This window comes from Bacillus sp. THAF10 (genome assembly GCF_009363695.1).
Lineage (GTDB): Bacteria > Bacillota > Bacilli > Bacillales > Bacillaceae_I > Sutcliffiella_A.
This window is the reverse complement of record NZ_CP045403.1, coordinates 2,320,963-2,343,002: the sequence shown is the minus strand read 5'-3', so window position 1 is coordinate 2,343,002 and position 22,040 is coordinate 2,320,963. Positions and strand designations below refer to the sequence as shown.

The 22,040-nt window shown below is 39.9% G+C and carries 25 protein-coding genes and 1 riboswitch; of the genes, 22 read left to right on the top strand and 3 right to left on the bottom strand.

Annotation, left to right across the window (positions count from 1 at the left end):
* From FIU87_RS12230 to lysA, 12 genes are all read left to right on the top strand, one after another.
* The gene (locus FIU87_RS12230; RefSeq protein WP_152444853.1) at window positions 1-1,500 is read left to right on the top strand and encodes a UDP-glucose--hexose-1-phosphate uridylyltransferase; all 1,500 of its coding nucleotides are present in this window, start codon (window positions 1-3) and stop codon (window positions 1,498-1,500) included.
* A 12-nt stretch (window positions 1,501-1,512) separates the two neighbouring features.
* Window positions 1,513-2,448, top strand: a complete 936-nt coding sequence (locus FIU87_RS12225; RefSeq protein WP_152444852.1) for an aldose epimerase family protein — start codon at window positions 1,513-1,515, stop codon at window positions 2,446-2,448.
* Between the two features lies 1 nt (window position 2,449).
* Window positions 2,450-4,414: a beta-galactosidase gene (locus FIU87_RS12220; RefSeq protein ID WP_152444851.1), complete on the top strand. Its 1,965-nt coding sequence runs from the start codon at window positions 2,450-2,452 to the stop codon at window positions 4,412-4,414.
* 30 nt (window positions 4,415-4,444) lie between these two features.
* The gene (locus tag FIU87_RS12215) at window positions 4,445-5,464 is read left to right on the top strand and encodes a LacI family DNA-binding transcriptional regulator (protein WP_152444850.1); all 1,020 of its coding nucleotides are present in this window, start codon (window positions 4,445-4,447) and stop codon (window positions 5,462-5,464) included.
* Window positions 5,465-5,624: 160 nt separating this feature from the next.
* Complete coding sequence (locus FIU87_RS12210; RefSeq protein ID WP_152444849.1) at window positions 5,625-6,245, top strand: stage V sporulation protein AA; 621 nt, start codon at window positions 5,625-5,627, stop codon at window positions 6,243-6,245.
* Window positions 6,235-6,657, top strand: coding sequence for a stage V sporulation protein AB (locus FIU87_RS12205; RefSeq protein ID WP_152446539.1), 423 nt, complete (start codon window positions 6,235-6,237; stop codon window positions 6,655-6,657). Before FIU87_RS12210 ends, FIU87_RS12205 begins: the two co-directional genes overlap by 11 nt.
* Before the next feature lie 33 nt (window positions 6,658-6,690).
* Window positions 6,691-7,134 carry a stage V sporulation protein AC gene (gene spoVAC, locus FIU87_RS12200; protein ID WP_152444848.1) on the top strand — a complete coding sequence of 148 codons (444 nt, stop codon included), beginning with the start codon at window positions 6,691-6,693 and terminating at the stop codon, window positions 7,132-7,134.
* Between the two features lie 11 nt (window positions 7,135-7,145).
* Window positions 7,146-8,156 (top strand): stage V sporulation protein AD, encoded by a 1,011-nt coding sequence (gene spoVAD, locus FIU87_RS12195; protein ID WP_152444847.1) that lies wholly within the window; start codon window positions 7,146-7,148, stop codon window positions 8,154-8,156.
* Entirely contained in the window at window positions 8,157-8,507 is a 351-nt protein-coding gene (spoVAE, locus tag FIU87_RS12190; protein WP_152444846.1) for a stage V sporulation protein AE, read from the top strand.
* 6 nt (window positions 8,508-8,513) lie between these two features.
* Window positions 8,514-9,125 carry a stage V sporulation protein SpoVABEA gene (locus tag FIU87_RS12185; RefSeq protein ID WP_152444845.1) on the top strand — a complete coding sequence of 204 codons (612 nt, stop codon included), beginning with the start codon at window positions 8,514-8,516 and terminating at the stop codon, window positions 9,123-9,125.
* On the top strand, window positions 9,073-10,548 hold the full coding sequence (locus FIU87_RS12180) for a spore germination protein (RefSeq protein WP_152446538.1): 1,476 nt from the start codon (window positions 9,073-9,075) through the stop codon (window positions 10,546-10,548). The genes FIU87_RS12185 and FIU87_RS12180 overlap by 53 nt, the downstream gene beginning before the upstream one ends.
* A 235-nt stretch (window positions 10,549-10,783) precedes the next feature.
* The gene (gene lysA / locus FIU87_RS12175; RefSeq protein ID WP_152444844.1) at window positions 10,784-12,109 is read left to right on the top strand and encodes a diaminopimelate decarboxylase; all 1,326 of its coding nucleotides are present in this window, start codon (window positions 10,784-10,786) and stop codon (window positions 12,107-12,109) included.
* Window positions 12,110-12,477: 368 nt separating this feature from the next.
* Here the strand turns inward: lysA and FIU87_RS12170 are convergent, their stop codons facing one another.
* The gene (locus FIU87_RS12170; RefSeq protein ID WP_253905560.1) at window positions 12,478-13,407 is read right to left on the bottom strand and encodes an IS3 family transposase; all 930 of its coding nucleotides are present in this window, start codon (window positions 13,405-13,407) and stop codon (window positions 12,478-12,480) included.
* 17 nt (window positions 13,408-13,424) lie between these two features.
* Window positions 13,425-13,745 carry a transposase gene (locus tag FIU87_RS12165; protein ID WP_152443397.1) on the bottom strand — a complete coding sequence of 107 codons (321 nt, stop codon included), beginning with the start codon at window positions 13,743-13,745 and terminating at the stop codon, window positions 13,425-13,427.
* Window positions 13,746-13,897: 152 nt separating this feature from the next.
* On the opposite strand from FIU87_RS12165, the gene FIU87_RS12160 reads away from it, so the two are divergent.
* The 7 genes from FIU87_RS12160 to FIU87_RS12130 all read left to right on the top strand — a co-directional run bounded on the left by FIU87_RS12160 (window position 13,898) and on the right by FIU87_RS12130 (window position 19,392).
* Complete coding sequence (locus FIU87_RS12160; RefSeq protein ID WP_152444843.1) at window positions 13,898-14,143, top strand: hypothetical protein; 246 nt, start codon at window positions 13,898-13,900, stop codon at window positions 14,141-14,143.
* A gap of 340 nt (window positions 14,144-14,483) precedes the next feature.
* Window positions 14,484-14,921, top strand: a complete 438-nt coding sequence (locus tag FIU87_RS12155) for a peptidylprolyl isomerase (protein ID WP_152444842.1) — start codon at window positions 14,484-14,486, stop codon at window positions 14,919-14,921.
* Window positions 14,922-15,140: 219 nt separating this feature from the next.
* Window positions 15,141-15,291, top strand: a riboswitch (FMN riboswitch).
* A gap of 137 nt (window positions 15,292-15,428) precedes the next feature.
* On the top strand, window positions 15,429-16,529 hold the full coding sequence (gene ribD / locus FIU87_RS12150) for a bifunctional diaminohydroxyphosphoribosylaminopyrimidine deaminase/5-amino-6-(5-phosphoribosylamino)uracil reductase RibD (RefSeq protein ID WP_152444841.1): 1,101 nt from the start codon (window positions 15,429-15,431) through the stop codon (window positions 16,527-16,529).
* Window positions 16,530-16,535: 6 nt separating this feature from the next.
* A complete protein-coding gene (gene ribE / locus FIU87_RS12145; RefSeq protein ID WP_152444840.1) occupies window positions 16,536-17,189 on the top strand; it encodes a riboflavin synthase in 654 nt (217 codons plus the stop codon).
* Between the two features lie 23 nt (window positions 17,190-17,212).
* Window positions 17,213-18,406 (top strand): bifunctional 3,4-dihydroxy-2-butanone-4-phosphate synthase/GTP cyclohydrolase II, encoded by a 1,194-nt coding sequence (locus FIU87_RS12140; RefSeq protein WP_152446537.1) that lies wholly within the window; start codon window positions 17,213-17,215, stop codon window positions 18,404-18,406.
* A 13-nt stretch (window positions 18,407-18,419) separates the two neighbouring features.
* Entirely contained in the window at window positions 18,420-18,884 is a 465-nt protein-coding gene (gene ribE, locus FIU87_RS12135; protein WP_152444839.1) for a 6,7-dimethyl-8-ribityllumazine synthase, read from the top strand.
* A 145-nt stretch (window positions 18,885-19,029) separates the two neighbouring features.
* Window positions 19,030-19,392: a GNAT family N-acetyltransferase gene (locus FIU87_RS12130; RefSeq protein WP_152444838.1), complete on the top strand. Its 363-nt coding sequence runs from the start codon at window positions 19,030-19,032 to the stop codon at window positions 19,390-19,392.
* A gap of 43 nt (window positions 19,393-19,435) precedes the next feature.
* Here FIU87_RS12130 and FIU87_RS12125 read toward each other — a convergent pair whose 3' ends face one another.
* Entirely contained in the window at window positions 19,436-19,963 is a 528-nt protein-coding gene (locus tag FIU87_RS12125) for a DUF309 domain-containing protein (RefSeq protein WP_152444837.1), read from the bottom strand.
* Between the two features lie 122 nt (window positions 19,964-20,085).
* Here FIU87_RS12125 and FIU87_RS12120 point away from each other — a divergent pair, with 122 nt between their 5' ends.
* The 3 genes from FIU87_RS12120 (at window position 20,086) to FIU87_RS12110 (ending at window position 21,945) form a co-directional block, all read left to right on the top strand.
* Window positions 20,086-20,865, top strand: coding sequence for a segregation/condensation protein A (locus FIU87_RS12120; protein ID WP_152444836.1), 780 nt, complete (start codon window positions 20,086-20,088; stop codon window positions 20,863-20,865).
* Window positions 20,852-21,430: an SMC-Scp complex subunit ScpB gene (gene scpB / locus FIU87_RS12115; RefSeq protein WP_152446536.1), complete on the top strand. Its 579-nt coding sequence runs from the start codon at window positions 20,852-20,854 to the stop codon at window positions 21,428-21,430. The genes FIU87_RS12120 and scpB overlap by 14 nt, the downstream gene beginning before the upstream one ends.
* An 83-nt stretch (window positions 21,431-21,513) precedes the next feature.
* Window positions 21,514-21,945, top strand: coding sequence for a hypothetical protein (locus FIU87_RS12110; protein WP_152444835.1), 432 nt, complete (start codon window positions 21,514-21,516; stop codon window positions 21,943-21,945).
* The last annotated feature ends 95 nt before the right edge of the window (window positions 21,946-22,040 follow it).

Sequence of the window (22,040 nt, the reverse complement as noted above, 5' to 3'; positions counted from 1 at the left end):
ATGGTGAACAGTGATATCTATGAAAAAATAGAAAGATTGCTTCAATATGGGCAAGAGATGAAGCTGTTTATGGAACGTGATAAAAACTACGTGCGCAATCGTGTTTATGGGGTTCTCAACTTGCCTGGAAGTAGCGAGCTTTCTTTTGAATTTAACCACTGTGAGGATTTTCATTATGATATTTCTTTTATTTTAAATTGGAGCTATGAAAATAATAGACTTTCAGAAAACACCCTAACTGAAAGAGACATTTTAGAAGCTCAATTGATGGATTGCCTTTTGGCACGGCCTTCTGAAATTGCGAGAACCTTCCAAGAGCGCTATAAGGAAAGCCCTAGGGCAGCGACAGAATACTTTTATCATATTAGTAAGGCGAGCAATTACATTCGTTTAGATCGAATAGCAGAGAATGTAGAGTGGAAAACAAAAACATCATATGGGGATTTGGATATTACAATCAACCTTTCCAAACCGGAAAAAGATCCAAAGGAAATTGAAAAACTAAAATCATTACCTAAAAACAATTACCCAGTTTGCTTGCTTTGTAAAGAAAACGAGGGGTACAAGGGGACACTAGCGCATCCTGCCCGTTCCAATCATCGAATTATACCTGTAACTCTTAATGGGGAAGAATGGTTTATGCAATATTCTCCTTATCTCTACTACCAGGAGCATTCGATTGTTTTTCGAAATGAACATGTACCTATGAAGATCTCAGGTGACACCTTTGGCCGATTACTTGAATTTGTGGAATGGTTCCCACATTATTTTATTGGATCGAATGCAGATTTACCAATTGTTGGAGGGTCCATCCTTTCACATGACCATTTCCAAGGGGGGCATTACTCCTTTCCTATTGAAAGAGCACCTATCTTAAAAGAGTATAGGAAAGATAATGTGACCATTGGGATGGTAAAGTGGCCAATGTCATTATTACGAATAACAGGTGAAAAAGAGGATGTTCTCAAACATGCTATTAAAGTGTGGAGAACTTGGCTTTCTTACGATAATCATGAGTTGAACATCCATTCACATTCAAACGAAATACCTCATAATACGATCACGCCTATCGCAAGAAGACGTGGAGAGTTATTTGAGCTGGATATGGTACTGAGAAATAATAAAACCTCAAAAGAACATCCGGATGGTATCTATCATCCTCATGCAGAGTTACATCACATTAAAAAAGAAAACATTGGTTTGATTGAAGTGATGGGGCTTGCTGTATTACCAGGTAGATTGAAGGAGGAACTGGAGCTGCTTGAGGAGTATTTAATTGCAGATACTCCTGTGCATCATTGGGAAGAAAAGATGAAAAAGCATTATGAGTGGTACAAAGAATTGAAGAAGAAATATAAAAATGTATATCCTGCTGACTGGCCAGTTGTTATAAAGAACGAGGTTGGTTATAAGTTTGAAAAAGTTTTGGAGCATGCTGGAGTATTTAAACAGGATGTTCATGGAATGGAAGCACTCGATCAATTTATAAACAGTTTGTAAGTAGGTGGGAGTATGAGAAAAAGTACCTTCAAAGGTCTAAAATGCGTGATTTTGGAAAATGAGTCAATTCAAGCGATTTTTCTACCTGATTATGGTGGGAAGTTAGCTTCTTTTATCGATAAGAAAAGAAACAAGGAATGGCTTTTTCAATCAAAAGAAGCATCACTTGAAATCCCTCCATATGGTGCAGATTTCAGTGCCTATGATTCTAGTGGCTTTGATGATGTTTTTCCTAGTATTGACCGTTGTCTATGTCCAGAAAGTGGTAAAGAGGTTCCAGATCATGGAGAGGTATGGGCTTTGCCATGGGAAATGGAAACAAAGAATGAGATTCTTTCTTTAAAGGTGAAAAGTCCAGTTTTTCCTTATATTCTTTGTAAAGACATACGTTTAAAAAGTAATGGTCTTCATTTTCACTATCGAGTCATCAATTTGGATAACGAGCGTCCGTTCTATTATATATGGACCCCTCACGCTCTACTCCATTGTTCTACATCAACTGAATTTCTTACAGAATCGCACATGAAAACCATCATGAGTGTAGAGCATGGGTCAGAACATCTTGGTGAGTGGGGGACCATCCATTCTTACCCTTTGACAACGTCAATCAAAACTGGTGATTTGCTTGATTTATCGAAAGTCGAGGCAGTTGAAGCTGGGAATTGCGAGAAGTACTATTTTCTGGAAAAAGCAAAGTCAGGTAAATGTGGAGTAAAAGATATGGCCACTGGAGCTTTTCTCATGTATGAATATCCACCTGAGAAAATTCCGTATCTTGCCGTCTGGAAAACGCAAGGTGGCTATCGTGGCGATTACAATATTGCCTTAGAGCCGTGCACAGGCGTGTATGACAATCTCTATGTTGCTCATGCAATCAAAAAAGCTTCAAGCGTGGAACCAGGAAGGGAATCTTCTTGGTGGTTTGAGATGAAGGTGGGAGGAGAATAACATGTATTTGGGAGTAGACTATTATCCAGAGCATTGGCCAAAAGAAATGCTCGAGGAAGATTTAAAGGGAATAAAAAACCTTGGGGCAAACATCATTCGTATCGGAGAATTTGCATGGCATTTGATGGAACCGAAAGAAGGCGAATTTGATTTTTCATTTTTTGATGAAGTGATTGAAATAGCTAAAAAACAAGAGCTTTCTATTATGTTTGGTACACCTACTGCCACTTTTCCAGCCTGGCTTGCCCATAAAGAACCGTCCGTCTTATCAGAAGATGAGAACGGCAAGAAGCGTGTCTTTGGAGGGAGGCGTCAATATTGCTTCAACTCAAAAGTATACAGAGATTATAGCGCAGCCATTACTCGCAAGCTGGTGGAGCATTATCATAATGAGGAAGCAATTGTAGCTTGGCAAATTGATAATGAATTTGGCCATGAAGGAAGTGATATGTGCTATTGCGCACAATGTCATAAAAGCTTTCATGAATTTCTTGCGCAAAAATATCACGCTATCTCTAATCTAAATGAAGCCTATGGCACCATATTCTGGGGACAAACCTATAATGATTTCTCAGAAGTGCCCATGCCAACGAAAACCATTACCACACATAATCCTTCGTTGGAACTGGATTGGGCTAGATTTCGTTCCTTTTCTGTTAATCGTTTTGCTCATGAGCAAACTGCTATTGTCAAAAAGTTAAAAGGGTCACATCAGCAAGTGACAACCAATGTATCAGGCGGCTTTTTTGATAAATGGTTCGATCATGAAGAAAACGTCAAGCCGATGGATTTTGTTTCATATGATAACTATCCTGTATGGGGTGGCCTAGCAGAACCAATTCCACCAGCAGCTATTGCCCTAAACCATGACTTTAATCGGGGCTTGCTCGATAAGAATTATTGGATTGTCGAAGAGCTCATGGGTGCACAAGGGCATAATGTCATTGGATATCTCCCAAGGCCAAATCAAGCAGCAATGTGGAGCTATCAAGCTTTTGCCCACGGTTGTACAGATCTTCTCTATTTTCGTTGGAGAGGAATGACCAAAGGTGCGGAACAATTCTGCTATGGTGTGGTAGATCATGATAACCATTATGGAAGAAAGTATAAAGAAGTCCAATCTGTTTTTGAAACGATTCGACCATACGAGGAAGTACTCCAAAGTCCTATCGAATCAGACATAGCTTTGTTATATGACTATGATAATATTTGGTCTTGGCGATACCAGACTCAAACAGAAAGCTATGATTTCATGAATGAGGCATTACGCCTTTACACACCATTCTATAACCTGAACACAAACATAGATGTGGTACCAACCACCAGAGACTTTTCGAAATATAAAGTGTTACTTGTTCCCACTTTACAACTTATTGACGAAGAACTAGGTCAACGATTAAAAGAATTTGTTTCATCAGGAGGGACGGTGTTCTTCAGTTACCGAACTGGAATAAAGGATAAAAATAATAACATTCATTTCCAAAAAGCTTTACCTGGATACGCTGCTGAAATATCTGGTATTACAATTCATGAAATTGAATCGCTTTCTGCCAATCAATCCGTTAAAATTAATGGAGAAGGCAAGTATGAAGGACGAACAGGTCAATGTACTACATGGAGAGATATTATTACACCTACAACAGCAGAAATTCTATATCGCTATGATGACCCGTTTTTCCCAGAGGCGGCTATTACGAAGAATACGTTTGAAAAAGGGACCGTTTATTACATCGGTGGAGGTATCGAAGAAGATATCTTAGAGGATTTCGCTGTTGAAACAATAAGAGACCATTCTATTCCATATCAGAATTCTGAAAAAGGTGTAGAAGTCTATAGTAGGAAGGCAAATGGATCAACCTATATTTTCTTGATGAATCACTCGGAAAGTGTGAAGACTTTTCAAGAAATAACGTTACAACCATATGAAAGTAAAATTGTAAAAGCTGATAGACAAAATCAAGGATAACGGTAACATATGTAGGGATGGGAGAATGCAATGGCAACCATTAGAGATATTGCGGAAAAAGCCGGTGTTTCAATTGCAACTGTATCAAGAGTGCTAAATCATGATGAAACGCTATCTGTAGCTGATGAGACGAAAAAACGTGTGTTTGAAGTAGCGCAATCGTTAAATTACAAAACGTTGCGTGAGAGGAATGTTCAACAACCCTCTTCAAAAGAAGTAATGAGAATAGGGCTAATTCACTGGTATTCAGAAGTGCAGGAGCTAGGAGACCCTTATTATATGGCCATTAGGCTCGGTGTAGAACAGGAATGTTTCCAACGTAAAATGGAACTTGTGAAGTTGTTCAAGCAAGGCGATAATTTTGAGACGGAATGGTTGGAAGGATTAGATGGAATCATAGCTCTTGGGAAATTTGGAGAAGCAGAAATAGACAGAATTTCAAAGGGTACCGATCACATTGTGTTTGTCGATTATTCTCCGAAAAATCAGGAGCATGACTCTGTAGTAAGTGACTTTCGGACATCTACACTTGAAGTCTTGGAGTACTTGCAAGGAGCAGGGCATACGAGAATAGGGTATATCGGCGGTGTTGAGTACCTTAATGGCACCGAGAAAATTAAGGATGAGAGAGAACAGACTTTCTTTGAATATATGTCCATGCGCAATTTATATAATCCTTCTTTTCTTCATACAGGTAAATTTACAGCAGAGGATGGGTATCGCCTTATGAAAGAGGCGCTTTCTATGTCCGAACGTCCCACAGCATACTTAGTTGGAAGTGATTCCATGGCGGTAGGATGCTTAAGAGCACTTCATGAAAAGATGGTAAGGGTTCCTGAGGAAATCTCCATTGTAAGTTTTAACGATATCCCTACTTCAGCATTCCTTCATCCACCATTAACTACGGTAAAAGTTCATACTGAGTTTATGGGTGAGACAGCGGTTGAACTTCTTTTAGAACGGATGAATACAAAGCGCTCCATTTCAAAAAAAGTGGTTGTTCCGACAAAATTGATGTTACGTGATAGTGTGAAGAACATAATAGAATAGATAGGAAGCCCACTGAATCGATCATGCAAAAAAACGATTCAGTGGGCTTTTTGTACTTTTAGGCGTGGAAATTCCTGGCGTGCATTTTTCCTTTGCATGGTAAATCACCCAGTAACCCATACTACACATACATAATAATTTGGCAGGGTGTGTTTGGAAAATGGAAAAACCGTTGTACATTCGCCTTCATCATCGGATTCAAGCTCGACCTGAGAAATTAGTAAGGTTGGAGGATATTGCACAGTTAGTAGCAGAGGAAGAAATCATTAATAAAGTTAGCGGATTAGAAATTTACAAGCTATCAGCCAAAGATAAATCGATAAAGGTGTTAGATGTGATGAAAGTCATGGAAAAGCTGCACCAATTAGATTCTAGCCTTGATATTCAAACATTTGGTCCTGCCCAAACAATTGTAGAAATTCCATACAAGTCAAAACAATTCCGACCGATGTTTTTCCTTGCTGTTTGGCTCCTATTATTTCTTGGTGCAGCGCTTGCCATCATGAATTTTCATGAGGATGTAAGTATGAGAGTCGTGCATCAAAAGATCTTCAAAACCATTACAGGTTTGGATGATGAAAAACCATTATTACTGCAAATCCCGTACTCTATCGGTTTGGGATTAGGAATGGTTTTGTTTTTTAATCATGTGTTTAGAAAAAGGATAAATGAAGAGCCAAGTCCCCTTGAAGTAGAAATGTTCAATTATCAACAAGACTTAGATCAATATGTCATCATGCATGAACAAAAGGAGAATTCAAAAAAAATTGATGACCATTAACATCATTTTTGTTGTGTTTTTAGGATTGGCAGGGGGGCTGGCTGTTGGTTCAGGGTTTGTTGCATTCTTAGCAGTGTTAGGTATCATCCCAAGGCTCACACAGCTTACCAAAACAGTGAAATTTCTGCATAGCTACGAATGGGGAGTGATTGGAGGGGCACTTTTTGGAAGCTGGATTAGTTTAAATCATGTTACATTTCATTTTCCCTCCTTTCTAGCTATCCCTATCGGTTTGTTTTGCGGCGTTTTTATTGGTCTCCTTGCAGCAGCTTTAACAGAAGTGCTCAACGTTTTACCGATTTTGGCAAAACGAATTGGAGTGGATGGTCAAATGGCAATTCTACTGATGGCCATCGTTTTCGGGAAAATTATTGGTTCTTTATATCACTGGCTCGTGTTTGTCAATTTGTAAAAGAAAGGAGCTGATTAGAGATTGGGAGCGAAAATGAAAAGAAATTATCAACAAAGCATCAAAAAGTTTCAACCGAAGCCTCCTTATCTTATTAATTGTATAAAGGCATTCGTAGTTGGCGGATTTATTTGTTTGATAGGGCAAGGAATCCAAAATTTTTATATGTTTGCCTTTGATTTTTCTGAAGAAAACGTCGGAAATCCAACAGTTGCAACTTTAATTCTTATCTCTGCCTTATTAACTGGCTTAGGAGTTTACGACAAACTCGGTCAATTTGCTGGTGCTGGCTCGGCCGTTCCGGTAACTGGCTTTGCTAACTCGATGACAAGTGCAGCATTAGAGCACCGAAGTGAAGGTTTGGTTTTAGGTGCTGCCACAAATATGTTCAAGCTTGCAGGTAGTGTCATTGTGTTTGGTGTTGTTGCTGCTTATGTTGTCGGTATTTTTCGGTATCTTATTCATCAAATTTTTGGTTAGGAGGACTCTTTATGCGGTTAGTTGGAAAGCAAAGCTGGGTGTTTGAAAATCCCGTTTATATCAATTCCAGTGGAACAGCAGTTGGACCGAAAGAAGCGGAAGGACCATTAGGCCAGCTTTTTGATAAAACCTATAAAGAGCTTCATTGCGGGGAGGATAATTGGGAGCTTGCTGAAAGAAGACTGATGGAGCAGTCTATTAACGAATGCTTGTCTAAAATGAACTTAGAATATCGTGACATCGATTTTTTTTTAGCAGGAGATCTGTTGAATCAAAATGTCACCGCCAATTATGTGGCAAGGCACCATCAAATTCCTTTTCTTTGTATGTTTGGAGCATGCTCCACCTCCATGGAAACGTTAGCCGTTGGAGCAGCAATGGTTGATGGAGGCTTTGCAAATAGAGTTCTTGCATCTACTAGCAGCCATAATGCCACGGCAGAAAGACAATTTCGTTACCCTACGGAATACGGCGGACAAAAACCAGCATCCGCAACCTATACTGTCACGGGTTCCGGTACCGCACTCCTAAGTAGGGAGCCTAGTCCCATTAGAATAACCTCAGCCACCATTGGTAGGGTGATTGATCTTGGCATCACCAACCCTTTTGATATGGGGGCAGCTATGGCACCAGCCGCGGCTGATACCATTCAAGCCCATTTTCAGGATTTACAGGAGCATCCTGACAGCTACGATTTAATTGTTACAGGTGACCTCTCAGGTGTCGGCAGCCCTATTGTAAAAGAACTGCTCAAAGAAGAAGGGTATGATATTTCCATTAAACACAGCGATTGTGGATTGATGATATACAGGCAAGATCAAAAAGTATTTGCTGGAGGCAGCGGCTGTGGTTGCTGTGCAGTTGTCACCTATGCACATTTACTAAATGAGCTGAGAACAGGCTTTATGAAAAAAATATTAGTAGTAGCAACTGGTGCCCTTTTAAGTCCAACCATGATTCAACAAAAAGAATCCATCCCAACCATTGCTCATGGGGTGGTGCTAGAAAGGGTGGAAACTTAAATGGAATACTTAATCGCATTTTTAGTTGGTGGATTAATTTGTGTGATTGGACAGGTTTTACTGGATGTTGCCAAATTGACACCAGCTCACGTTATGAGCTCCTTTGTAGTAGCAGGAGCAATCCTAGATGGATTTGGGTTATATGACAAGCTAATCGATTTTGCTGGAGCAGGAGCCACGGTTCCTATCACTAGCTTTGGACATTCTCTCTTACACGGTGCCATGCATCAGTCAGAAAAACATGGTTTTATTGGAATAGGAATGGGGATTTTTGAACTAACTTCAGCTGGTATTTCAGCAAGCATTCTATTTGCTTTTCTAGTGGCGCTTATTTTTAAGCCGAAAGGATAGGTCTTCATGATAAAAAAACGGGTCATCTTAGTTACAGATGGAGATGTTTATGCAAAAAAAACCATCCAATATGTTGCCACTCGTTATGGCGGGAGATGCATATCAGCTTCTTTTGGGAATCCAACCAGTTTAGGTGGAGAGGAGTTGGTTAAGCTTATCCTGCAAGCGAAAAGTGAACCTGTTTTTGTCATGTTTGATGATAGTGGTTTTTTAGGAGAGGGAGCGGGAGAAAAAGCTTTACGGTATGTCGCAACCCATCCTCAAATGGAGGTGCTCGGTGTTATTGCTGTTGCATCAAAGACACACCAGTCAGAGTGGACAAAAGTCCATCTGACCATTGACAGAGAGCTACATGTATCTTCCCATGGTGTTGATAAAAGTGGAATACAAGAGATGGATATAGGAAGAATAAACGGTGATACGGTCTATTGTCTGGATGAGCTTCATTTTCCTCTCATTGTCGGGATAGGTGACATTGGAAAAATGGCCAGAAGAGATGATGTGAAAATGGGAGCCCCCATTACATGTAAAGCAGTAGAAATTATTTTAGAAAGGAATGGGTATGATGTCTCACAATGGAATGGAAAAAACGCCGATATCACCGAAATTGACGAATAACGAAAAATTCTTTAAAGACCATGTTGGCCTTGATGTAAGCTTTGACCTTGGAGTTCGTAAAATTACCATTCTCAGTAGAGAGCTGAACATTTACTATGTGAATGGACTTTGCGACACGATGTACATTATTGAGCTGATGGAAGAGCTTTTGCACATAAATGATGTGGAACGAAAAACCTATAAGGTGAAGGAAATTGTTCAAAATCGTCTAGTGAATCAGCAGGTTCAATCCGTTGAATACTTGGATGAAGTAGTAGATCAGGTTTTAAGTGGCTTGATTGTTATCCTTCTTGAGGGAGAGGATAGTGGTTTTGTAATAGACACTCGTTCCTATCCTGGCAGAAACCCTGAGGAGCCTGATACAGAAAAAGTAGTCCGTGGGGCGCGCGATGGGTATGTTGAAAACATCATTGTGAACACAGCTCTTACTCGACGGAGAATTAGGGATGAACGTCTCCGTTATGAAATTTTTCAAGTTGGTGAGCGTTCTAAAACAGATATCTGTTTAGCATACATAAAGGATGTTGCAGATCCTGATCTTGTAGATGTTGTCCGAAAAGAAGCCAAGAACATTTCCATTGATGGTTTGACGATGGCTGATAAAACCGTGGAAGAGTTTATTGTAAAGCAAGGGCTTAATCCTTATCCGCTTGTAAGATATACAGAACGACCAGATATTGCTGCTACCCATTTACTAGAAGGTCATGTCATTATCATGGTCGATACCTCACCAAGTGTCATTATCACTCCCACCACATTTTTTCATCATATTCAGCATGTGGAGGAGTACAGACAGTCTCCGGCAGTTGGAACTTTCGTCCGTTGGGTACGTTTTTGTGGAATACTCGCTTCCTTGTTTCTCTTGCCGTTATGGTTTTTGATGATTTTAGAACCAAGTCTCCTTCCAGAACAGATCGCCTTTATTGGACCAAATGAAGAGTCCAACATTCCAGTTGTCTTTCAAATTTTCTTAGCGGACATAGGAATAGAATTTTTACGACTAGCTGCCATTCATACTCCAACAGCCCTTTCTACCGCTATGGGCTTGATCGCGGCAGTTTTAATCGGACAAATTGCCATTGATGTGGGCTTGTTTGTTCCAGAAGTGATTCTTTATGTTTCTGTTGCAGCCATAGGTTCTTTTACCACTCCAAGTTATGAGCTGAGTGTGGCAAATAAAATAGTCCGGCTTCTACTCCTAGTATCAGTTGCGTTATTTAAGGTTCCAGGACTAGTGATTGGAGTGACTGTCTACATTTTATTTTTAGCTGGTACGAGGTCGTTAAACACACCATATTTATGGCCATTCATTCCATTTAGTCCCAAAGCATTATTTATGATATTAATCAGGAGAAGTACTCCTGGAGCGAAATTGCGACCAAGCATTGTACACCCAAGGAATAGATTCCGTCAGCCACAATAACAATAGTGTGAATATTCACTTGATAGAGAAATGCAGTTGTGGTAAGTTTAGTTTAATCAAGTACAGAATAAAAGCACACAACAGCAGCTAAATATTCTTGTTTAGCTGTTGCTTGTAGTTGTGATAGGTACGCCTTTTTTTAAAAGCAGGGCTTATACACATTCGGAAAGTTTCCTTTTGGAATATGGTATCAGTAGAGCTACATACAAATAAATCGTAAGAGGGGAAAAGGCAAATGTTTTTTCATGGAACAAGCAGAGTAAATACTAAAGGACATCTGGAAATTGGGGGAGTGGATACTGTAGAGCTTGCTAAGCAATATGGGACACCACTCTACATTTATGACATTGCACTTTTTCGAGAGCGGGCAAGAGATTTTCAAAAAACTTTCAAGAATCTTGGCGTGAAAGCTCAAGTTGCATATGCGAGCAAAGCGTTTTCATCTGTAGCTATGTTTCAGCTTGTAAAAGAGGAAGGATTATCGCTTGATGTTGTGTCTGGTGGAGAGCTATACACAGCACTAGTAGCTGATTTTCCAGCAGAGCGAATTCATTTTCATGGAAACAACAAGAGTTTGGAAGAGCTAGAAATGGCCGTGAAAAATAAAATTGGTTGTGTGGTAGTGGACAACTTCTTAGAGCTGTCCATGCTGCAGGACGTTTGTGAAGAGTTTGGCTATGTGATGCCAATTTTGCTTCGTGTTACCCCGGGGATAAATGCGCATACTCATGATTATATTTTAACAGGCCAAGAGGATTCTAAATTTGGATTCGACCTACAAAGTGGTCAAGCTAGTGAAGCGATGAAACTTGCAATGACTGCCTCCCATTTAGATCTTTTAGGTATTCATTGCCATATCGGATCGCAAATCTTTGAAACCACTGGATTTAAGCTTGCAGCAGGGAAGCTTTTTGACACCTTAAAAGGGTGGAAGGAAACAGATGGCTTTGAAGCAAGAGTAGTAAACCTTGGTGGTGGATTTGGCATTCGTTATACAGAGGAAGACAACCCTCTTCCAGCTACTGTGTATGTAGAAGAGATAATTTCAGATGTGCAGGATTTTGTTACGGAGCATGAATTGAAGATGCCGGAAATTTGGATTGAGCCAGGGCGCTCCTTAGTCGGAGATGCCGGCACAACAATTTATTCTGTCGGCTCTAAAAAAGAAATACCCAATGTTCGTCACTACTTAGCGGTAGATGGTGGAATGACCGATAATATCCGACCGGCACTTTATCAAGCAAAATACGAGGCTGTGTTAGCAAATCGTGTGCACGATAAGGCTGATGATACCGTCTCTATCGCAGGAAAGTGCTGTGAATCAGGAGATATGCTTATTTGGGATCTCCCATTGCCTAAAGCAAATCATGAGGATTTCTTGGCAGTATTTTGTACAGGAGCATACGGATATGCGATGGCCAATAACTATAACCGAATCACAAGACCAGCAGTTGTGTTTGTAGAGGACGGGGAGGAACAATTGGTTATTCGCAGAGAGACTTTTGAAGACTTGGTGCGATTAGATATTCCTTATGAGAGTAAGAGTAAAGTTGGTAAATAAATATTTCGTACGCCGCTGGTAGAATGAGGACTGGCGGTTTTTTTTGTGGGGCGGAAAGAGGTGTTGAAGGGGAAGTTTTCGTGCGAAAAATGGTGACATGGTGGGTCTTGAAGGCGAAGATGTTCGACAAAAATGGTGACATAGTGGGAGAAGAGGTGATGAAGAGGAAGATATCGGACAAAAATGGTGTCATGGTGTGAAAAGAGGTCTTGAAGGCGAAGATATCGGTTCAACCCCCTAAGTTTGGACACATACTACTATTTACTAGGGTTATCTCATTATTTTAATCTTCTACCGCGCTTGCGCTTGGTTGCCCCGAGAAGAAAGGTTAAAGTGAATCGCTTTAACCTTTCTTCTCGGGGTAAACGTTACATCGTTAGCTCTACTGGATCCATGGATTTTGCCAACCATTTGGCATAATACTCACTTGGACTGTAGTCGTTTAAACTGCCGTGATACCTTCTATTATTATAAAATTCAATATAAGCATCCACAGTATTAAACGCATGATCAAAAGTTATAAATTCGTTTTTCTGATAACATTCTCTTTCAAGCACACTATGAAAAGACTCTATATAAGCGTTCATATTTGGTGATTTTGGTGGAATTCGTTCGTGTTCGAATTTATCCTCACTAAACTGTTGGAAATGGTTGCTGATAAACTGAGGGCCATTATCTGAACGAATAATGAGTCTACTTTCCCCTTGTCCAACTTCTTCAGCTGATGTCATTTTGACACCACGTTTCATCATAGCTTTCATCAACATCTTGGTAACTTTAGTCGCTTCACACGTCTTCCCAAGATAGTACCCCACAATCTTTCGATCAAACACATCTATTGCGCTCACAAGATAGAAAAAACGGCGAGAATTCATCACATATCCATATTTAATATCTACTTGCCACAACTGATTAGGACCTGTAATCTTACGATTCTTTGCGAGTCTGCGTAGGTGTTTCTGCTTCTTTTCCCTTTGAGGCATCAAGATATCAAGCTCTTTACATAGACGATACACTTTCTTTTTGTTGATAATGAGATGATGTTTTCTTCTTAAAGCTTTTGTTAACTTCCTATATCCGTATATCTCTTCTTCCCCTTCGATAAGCTGCATGAGATACACTTTGATTGACGTATCTTTTACTTTCTTTTTCGTCTTTCTGTTCAGGGAATAGCCAGGTATAGGTCTTCCCCCTGTAGGAACCTTAGCTTTTGGTGGATTGGCCAAACGGTAATAATAAGTAGAACGAGTAATGGAAGCATACTTTAATACACGGCTGGCAGGGAATCCCTCGTCAATCCACTCTTTAGCGAAAGTTATTTGTTCCGAAAGGTTGGTAAGTTTTTTTTTACCATTTGGCGAAGCATCGCTACCTCTAGTTCTTTTTCACCTAAAAGTTTCATGGCATGGTCATACTTCTTTTGAAGTTCTTGAGTAGAAGTAGACTCTGAAAGTGGCCTAACACCGTCTTTTTCCATCTCTGCTTCTATTTCATCGCGATACTGTCTTATCCAATTACCTAGAGTAGAACTGCTCACTCCAGTTTTCCTAGCGATAAAAGCAGTATTCCCAGATTCAAGTGCCATTCTCACATATTGCTTTTTTACATCTTCCATCGGTCCATTACGTTTACTCATTTGGACTCCTCCTTTGATACTTCTATGATAATATCTTTTGAAGTAGGTGTCCAAATCAGTTAGGGGGCTAAATAGATATCGGACAAAAATGGCGGCTTGGTGTGAAAAGAGGTCTTGAAGAGGAAGATATCGGACAAAAATGGTGACTTGGTGTGAAAAGAGGTCTTGAAGGCGAAGATATCGGACAAAAATGGTGTCTTGGTATGAAAAGAGGCCTTGAAGAAGAAGATATCGGACAAAAATGGCGACTTGGTGGGAAAAGAGGTCTTGAAGAAGAAGATATCGGACAAAAATGGCGACTTGGTGGGAAAAGAGGTCTTGAAGGCGAAGATATCGGACAAAAATGGTGTCATGGTGTGAAAAGAAGTCTTGAAGGCGAAGATATCAGACAAAAATGATGACATGGTGGGAAAAGAGGTCTTGAAGGCGAAGATATCGGACAAAAATGGTGTCTTGGTATGAAAAGAGGTCTTGAAGAAGAAGATATCGGACAAAAAATAGTGTCTTGTTGGGAAAAGAAGTCTTGAAGGCGAAGATGTCGGACAAAACGAGAGGCGAATGCAAATTCCTCGGACAAAACGATAGCTGCAAGGAATAGAGACTTCAAAGCTTAAAATAAAGGCCAGTAGTAACTACCACAACCGAAAAGTCTCCTCTCCACCCATCTTACTTCCTTTTCATTCAAGAATCATGTATGATAAAAGCTGGTTCATTTTAATAAAAAGGAGTGTTTTGAACATGGCAAAAACAGGTTACATACTAATGCAAAATGGCGAAAAAATTGAATTCGAATTATACCCAAATGAAGCGCCAAACACAGTGGCAAACTTTGAGAAACTAGCAAACGAAGGCTTCTACAACGGTGTAACTTTTCACCGTGTAATCCCTGGCTTTGTAAGTCAAGGTGGAGACCCAACTGGTACAGGTGCTGGCGGAAGCGGCACAACTATTAAGTGTGAAACAGAAGGAAACCCTCGTAAGCACGAAGCTGGAGCATTTTCAATGGCACATGCAGGTAAAGACACTGGTTCAAGCCAATTCTTTATTGTGCATCAGCCACAGCCACACTTAGATGGTGTTCACACTGTTTTTGGAAAAGTGACTTCTGGTCTTGAAACAGCTAGAAACATGAAAAACGGAGACACGATGGAAAAAGTGGAAGTAATGGATGCTTAATTAGCTCTATTATGAGAGAGCAGAGATGCTCTCTTATTTTTTTGGTAATTTTCAAGCGAAAGAAGGGTACCACCTATGAATAAAAAGAATTTAATTTTACTGGGATCTTTACTTGGTGCTTCCTTAATATGGGGCATTATTTACTGGTATTTTATTGTTTAAAATTTCTCTTTTGTAGAAGATATGCTAAGATAATAATGATAGATAAAAACTACATATAATGTCCTTCGGGGGTGGGTGAAATTCCCTACCGGCGGTGATGAAGCTATTGCTTCTTAGTCCGTGACCCGCAATTTTCGAATCGAAAATTGCGGTGGATCTGGTGAAACTCCAGGGCCGACAGTGAAAGTCTGGATGGGAGAAGGATTTAATTGCAAAACAGTGAAAATTTCCGTAACGGACACTGTTTATTTTCCTATACGCAATTTTAATCCACCAAACCTCTGAGGAACCATATTCTCAGAGGTTTTTTATATGTAAATCTTAAGGAAAGGGGGGAACGATCCTTTGAATGATCAGTACTATATGGACTTCGCAATTGACCTTGCAAAGCGGGTAAGTGGGCAAACCTCGCCCAATCCAGTTGTTGGTGCGGTAATAGTAAAACATGGGGAGATCGTTGGTTTTGGTGCTCATTTGAAAGCAGGAGAAGCGCATGCTGAGGTGCAGGCGATAAAAATGGCTGGATTAGAAAAAACCTCAGGTGCTACAGTATATGTCACGCTCGAGCCATGCAGCCATTTTGGCAAAACTCCACCATGCTCCAATCTTTTAATAGAGTCGAGAGTAAAACGCGTGGTGATTGCTTCGGTTGACCCGAATCCACTTGTCGCAGGAGAGGGGATTAAAAAGCTTCAGGATGCTGGTATTGAGACAGTAGTGGGAGTTTGTCAGGAAAAGGCGTTGGCCTTAAATGAGGTGTTTTTTCATTACATAAAAACAAACACACCCTTTGTTACATTAAAAACAGCAGCAAGCCTCGATGGAAAAACTGCCACTTATTCTGGTGAAAGCAAGTGGATAACTGGACCTGATGCTAGACTTGATGTTCATCATTACCGCCATAAGCATGATGCAATCCTTGTTGGAGTCGAGACTGTAATAAAAGACAACCCAAGTCTGACTACAAGACTGCCAAGCGGTGGGAAAAATCCAATAAGGGTTATCCTTGATACAAGTCTTAGAATTCCTATCCACTCAAATGTGCTAACAGATGGGCAAGCTGATACTTGGATCATTACAGGATGTAATCCAGACAATGAAAAATTAAAAGTATTAAAGGAACATAACAGCGTCCAAATTCACTCGTTGCCAACGGAAACAATTAATGTAAACGAGATGCTCAACTTGCTTGGAGAGCTAGGTGTAACATCATTGTTTGTAGAAGGTGGGGCAACAGTGAATGGAAGCTTTCTGAAAGCGAATGCTATGAATCAAGTTATCACGTATCTTGCTCCAAAGCTTATCGGTGGAAAGGAAGCACCAACTATGATTGCTGGTAAGGGCTTTGAAACTATGTCTGAGGTGTTAAACCTAGAGGTGAAAGAATTTTCTAAAATTGGTGAGGACTTAAAAATCGTTTCCGTCCCAAAAAAAGGGGAGGAGTAAGGCGAAATGTTTACTGGAATTATAGAAGAAATAGGAACTATTAAACAGATTATCCGCGGGGACCAAGCGATCATCCTGGAAGTGGAGGCAAAAAAAATACTGGAAGATGTAAAGCTTGGCGATAGCATTGCTGTTAACGGAGTGTGCTTAACGGTAACTTCATTCACCGTTAGCAAGTTTACGGTCGATGTGATGCCAGAAACAGTGAAAGCAACGTCACTAGCTTTCCTAAAAACTGGAAGTAACGTGAATCTAGAGAGAGCTATGCTTGCTAACGGAAGATTTGGGGGCCATTTTGTTAGTGGTCATGTAGATGGAACTGGCAAAATCATAGATAAAAAGCATGTTTCGAATGCGGTTTATTACACAATAGCTGTAGACGAAAACTTAACCAGATATCTAATGTATAAGGGATCGGTGACGGTAGACGGTACAAGTCTGACTATTTTTGGTTCAGCTGATGATTCATTTACCATTTCTCTCATACCTCACACCTTAAATGAAACCATTTTAGGTGAAAAAGGGAAAGGCGATATAGTTAATTTAGAAGTAGATATGTTGGCAAAATATATGGATCATTTGTTAAAACAGCAAAATAACACACCAGCTAAAAAGTCTGGTTTAACCTCGTCATTTTTAGAAGAGCACGGATACAAATAAGGGCGGTGAGAACATTGGATTCTATTTTTAATACAATTGAGGAAGCTTTATCTGAATTAAGGCAGGGAAACGTAATCATTGTATGTGATGATGAAGACAGAGAAAATGAAGGGGATTTTGTTGCACTGGCTGAAAAGGCAACACCAGAAGTGGTGAATTTTATGGCAACACATGGCAGAGGGTTAATTTGTGTTCCTGTTCAGGAAGAGACTGCTGATAGGCTGGAACTAGTGCCGATGGTAAATCACAATACAGACTCTCATGGTACAGCTTTTACTGTAAGTATCGATCACATCTCTACGACGACTGGTATCTCCGCCTTTGAACGATCTAAGACCATCCTCGAGCTATTATCATCAACTGCAAAGGCTGGGGATTTTAAGCGTCCTGGACATATTTTTCCTCTAGTAGCGAAAAAAGGTGGAGTCCTTCGCAGAGCTGGACATACAGAGGCTGCAGTAGATCTTGCACAAATGAGTGGCTCTTTCCCTGCTGGAGTAATCTGTGAAATTATGAACGAAGATGGTTCGATGGCAAGAGTACCTGAGCTATGCAAAATTGCCGAAAAGTTTGACCTAAAGATGATTACGATTAAAGACCTTATTCAGTATCGAAACAGAAAAGATAAGCTTGTACAAAGAGAAGTGGAAATCAAGCTGCCGACTGAGTTTGGAGAATTTAGAGCATTTGGGTATTCGAATGTTGTTGATGGTAAGGAGCATATTGCTTTGGTGAAAGGGGAAATCACAGCTGACACTCCAACCATTGTTCGGGTCCATTCTGAATGTTTAACAGGCGATGTTTTCGGTTCGAATCGCTGTGATTGTGGTCCGCAGCTTCATGCAGCGCTTGCGCAGATTGAAAAGGCTGGAAGTGGCGTTCTTCTTTATATGAGGCAGGAAGGACGGGGCATTGGCTTGTTAAACAAAATGCGGGCATACAAGCTGCAGGAAGAAGGCTTTGATACAGTGGAGGCGAATGAGAAGCTAGGCTTTGGGCCAGACCTAAGAGATTATGGAATTGGGGCACAAATTTTGCGGGACCTTGGAATCTCAAAAATGAAGCTGTTAACCAATAACCCGCGTAAAATCACGGGGTTAAAAGGCTATGACCTTGAAGTGGTGGACAGAATTCCACTGCAAATGCCTACCAAAGAAGCAAATGAGCATTACTTAAAAACAAAAAGTACGAAGCTTGGACATATGCTTCACTTTTAAAGGAGGAGACAAAATGGCAAAGATTTATGAAGGAAATTTAGTTGGAACAGGACTGAAGGTAGGAATAGTAGTTGGGAGATTTAATGAATTTATTACAGGAAAGCTACTAGGTGGTGCAGAGGATGCTCTTAGACGACATGGAGTAGAGGAAGACAATGTAGAGGTTGCATGGGTACCTGGAGCATTTGAAATTCCACTTGTTGCAAAAAGAATGGCGGACTCTGGAAAATACGACGCAGTCATCACACTTGGTACTGTTATTCGTGGATCCACGCCTCACTTCGATTATGTATGTAATGAAGCTGCAAAAGGGGTTTCCCAAGCTTCCATGACTTCAGGCATTCCCGTTATCTTTGGTGTATTAACAACAGAAACGATTGAACAGGCAATTGAAAGAGCTGGAACAAAGGCAGGAAATAAGGGTTGGGAAGCTGCTGTGGCTGCAATAGAAATGGCAAACCTTTTGCGTGAATTTTAAGATTTGTTTTAAAAGGGTGTACTTTACTACTCTGATTGGATAGAATGTATATTTAAGAGCATGGAAATCTTTCAATTTGGAACGTTTCAATACGGTTTCCTTATACTATTACTGTTGAAAGTTTTTCAATAATGAGGGGTTAAATATGTTAATTCGTTATAAGAAGAGCTTGGAAAAAATTGCGATGGGCCTCATGTCTTTTATGCCAACGGAAAAAGATTTGAAGAAGCTACAGCAATCCATGAAAGACTACGAAGAGAAAGAAAACTGGCAGCTATTCTTCTGGAAGGAAGAGGACATTATTGGCCTGATTGGCATTGAACTGGAGTCTGAAAGCTTTACTATTCAGCATATTAGTGTAATGCCTTCACATCGAGGGCAGGGATTCGGTAAAAAAATGGTGATTGCTCTCACAGAAACCTATCCAAACAAAGCAGTAAAAACGACGCAATATACAACAGCGTTTATTGAAAAATGTGATTTAGATGCAGAAGCTTGTCAAGAATAAAGTAAAAACGACGTGCCCATGTTACATGGTTCACGTCGTTTTTTTATTCCACATTTCTGTTTTTTTTCAAGGCTAATTGTCGCTGTCGTTCATGAATGACATCCGTTCGGTCACGAAGAGAGTGCCGGTGAATCAAGCTTTCATCCGCAAGGTTACTCTTAGTGCCCCAAACGAAATTCTTGTTAGTTGCCAGTCTCTCGCAGCTTATTTGAAGCTCGGAACTCGAAATTGGCAGATTCATGCTCGTATAAGGCTTCATTTGTTGGATAGCTTTTATTCTTTCATCCAATAAATTAATAAGTTTACAGCTATCAAGCCCGAGTGCCTCTAACTTACCTGTTGTTTTTTTGGTGATTGCCCTAGCATTTAACAGCATTTTCTTGGCACCATTGAAATTGCTCCTTCGATGATGATACAATCCCACTGCAATTTGTATAAGGCCAACCCAATGGATTTCCCGTTCCTCCACCGCTTTTTCCTTCCAATATTCCTCAAGTACTTCATGGCATTCAAAGTAATCCCGATCACAATGAAAATGATACAAATAATCAAGGTAAGCTTTTGGGTACATAATAATCCCCCTCTCTTTTAACTTTTGCTAACAATATTTTAACATAATCGTGAAAAGTCTATAAAATAATGCCCGAATACTCTATACTATTTTATAGTTTGATGAATATGTTAGGTGGATGAATGATCGTGCAGGAATATAATGTGAAAATTGAGGCCTTTGAAGGTCCATTGGATTTATTGTTACATTTGATTAATAGACTTGAAATTGACATATATGATATCCCAGTTTCTCAAATAACAGAGCAGTATTTAATCTATATACATACCATGAAAGAGCTTCAACTAGATGTAGCTAGTGAATATCTGGTTATGGCAGCAACGCTTATTGAAATTAAAAGTAAGATGCTGTTGCCAAAGCATGAAGAGATGATAGAAGATGACGGAGAGTTCGGAGATTATGAAGAGGATCCTAGAGAAGAATTGATGAAGCGGTTAATAGAGTATCGAAAATATAAAGAAGCAGCTGATGATTTGAAAGAGTTGGAAGAGGAGCGAAGTCAGCTGTTCACGAAGGCTCCAAGTGATTTGAGTGGACTTATGAAGGAGGTAGCTCCTGAGGAAATACAGCTAGATGTGTCTTTGTATGATATGCTAGGAGCCCTTCAAAAACTGATGCGCAGAAAAAAATTTCAAAAACCCCTTCAAACTAGGATAACAAGACAAGAAATACCGATTGAACGGAGAATGGAAGAGCTGCTATCTGATTTGAAAATGCATAGAGGCAGAAAACATTTCTATGACCTTTTTCCAGATTCAACAAGAGAATACATTGTCGTTACTTTTTTAGCTGTATTGGAACTGTTGAAAAAAAATCACATCCAACTTGATCAGGAAAATAATTTTTCAGATATCTATGTTAGCTACAAAGAGGGAGGAGATGAAGAGCTTGGATATTATTAATTGGACAGCCATTATTGAAAGCCTGCTTTTTGCAGCAGGAGACGAAGGATTATCCCTTAAACAGCTCTCTCTTGTTCTGGAAGTAGATGAGTCTGTAGTCCTGGATATTCTTACTGAACTAAAAAAGGATTATGAAAATAGTAACAGGGGAATAACCATAATAGAACTAGCAGGAGCCTATCAACTGACAACGAAAAAAGAGCATGCGTTGTATTTAAAAAGGCTGGTGGAATCCCCAAGTACACAAACCTTATCACAAGCTGCTCTTGAAACGTTGGCGATAGTAGCCTATAAACAACCGATTACTAGAACAGAAGTGGAAAGTATTCGCGGGGTAAAAAGTGAACGGCCTCTGCAAACCTTATCTGCCAAAGCACTCATTAAAGAGGTTGGTCGGGCAGAAGGGACAGGAAGAGCAATCCTTTATGGAACAACTAAGGAATTTCTCGATTACTTTGGTTTAAAAGATATTAAAGAGCTTCCTCCTTTATCAGATTCTCTAGAAGATGGAGATGATGAGGCTGATTTGTTTTTTGAAAAGTTTCAAGAAACCTTTGAATCTTAAGACTATTTCGTAAGGTTATGGTAAAATAGTAAGAAATACTTGAACCAAAGTTGGCTAACAGGTTGTCAGAAGGAGTGACCTTATTGAGAATAGTAGAAGCAAAAGGGTATGAATTAGAAAAAGCACAATCTAATACATCGGAGGACTTTTTTAACCGCTCTGAGGTAACCTTTGAAATGGACGGCAAAAAGAAAACCTTCCACGTCTTATATATTCGCTACTTTGACGAGACATTTGGGGAGTTTATTCCTTCTCTGTCTGGAAAAGTAAATCCCTTATTTAACATGGGAGAATTCTCTATTTTCTTTCGAGACATTGTTGCCGTAACATGCTTAATAAAGAATCCTGCTTTCCGCGACAGAAAACGCCTCTACATAAATACGAAGGAAGAGCTGGCTCGTTTTTTTGAAGGAGTTTCCATGCAAAAGCTGCAAGAGTTGCTGGAATCTCTTCATACAAAAGGAGAGGTTCATCTAAAGGATCCATTGCAGTTTTTAGAACCATCTTCCGCCTAATTCAATGTAGAATGGTAATACTTTCGACAAGGCTAACGTATTCTAGTAGCAAGCAAAAGATGAAAATATTTAATAGTTGGAGGTTCATATTTCAA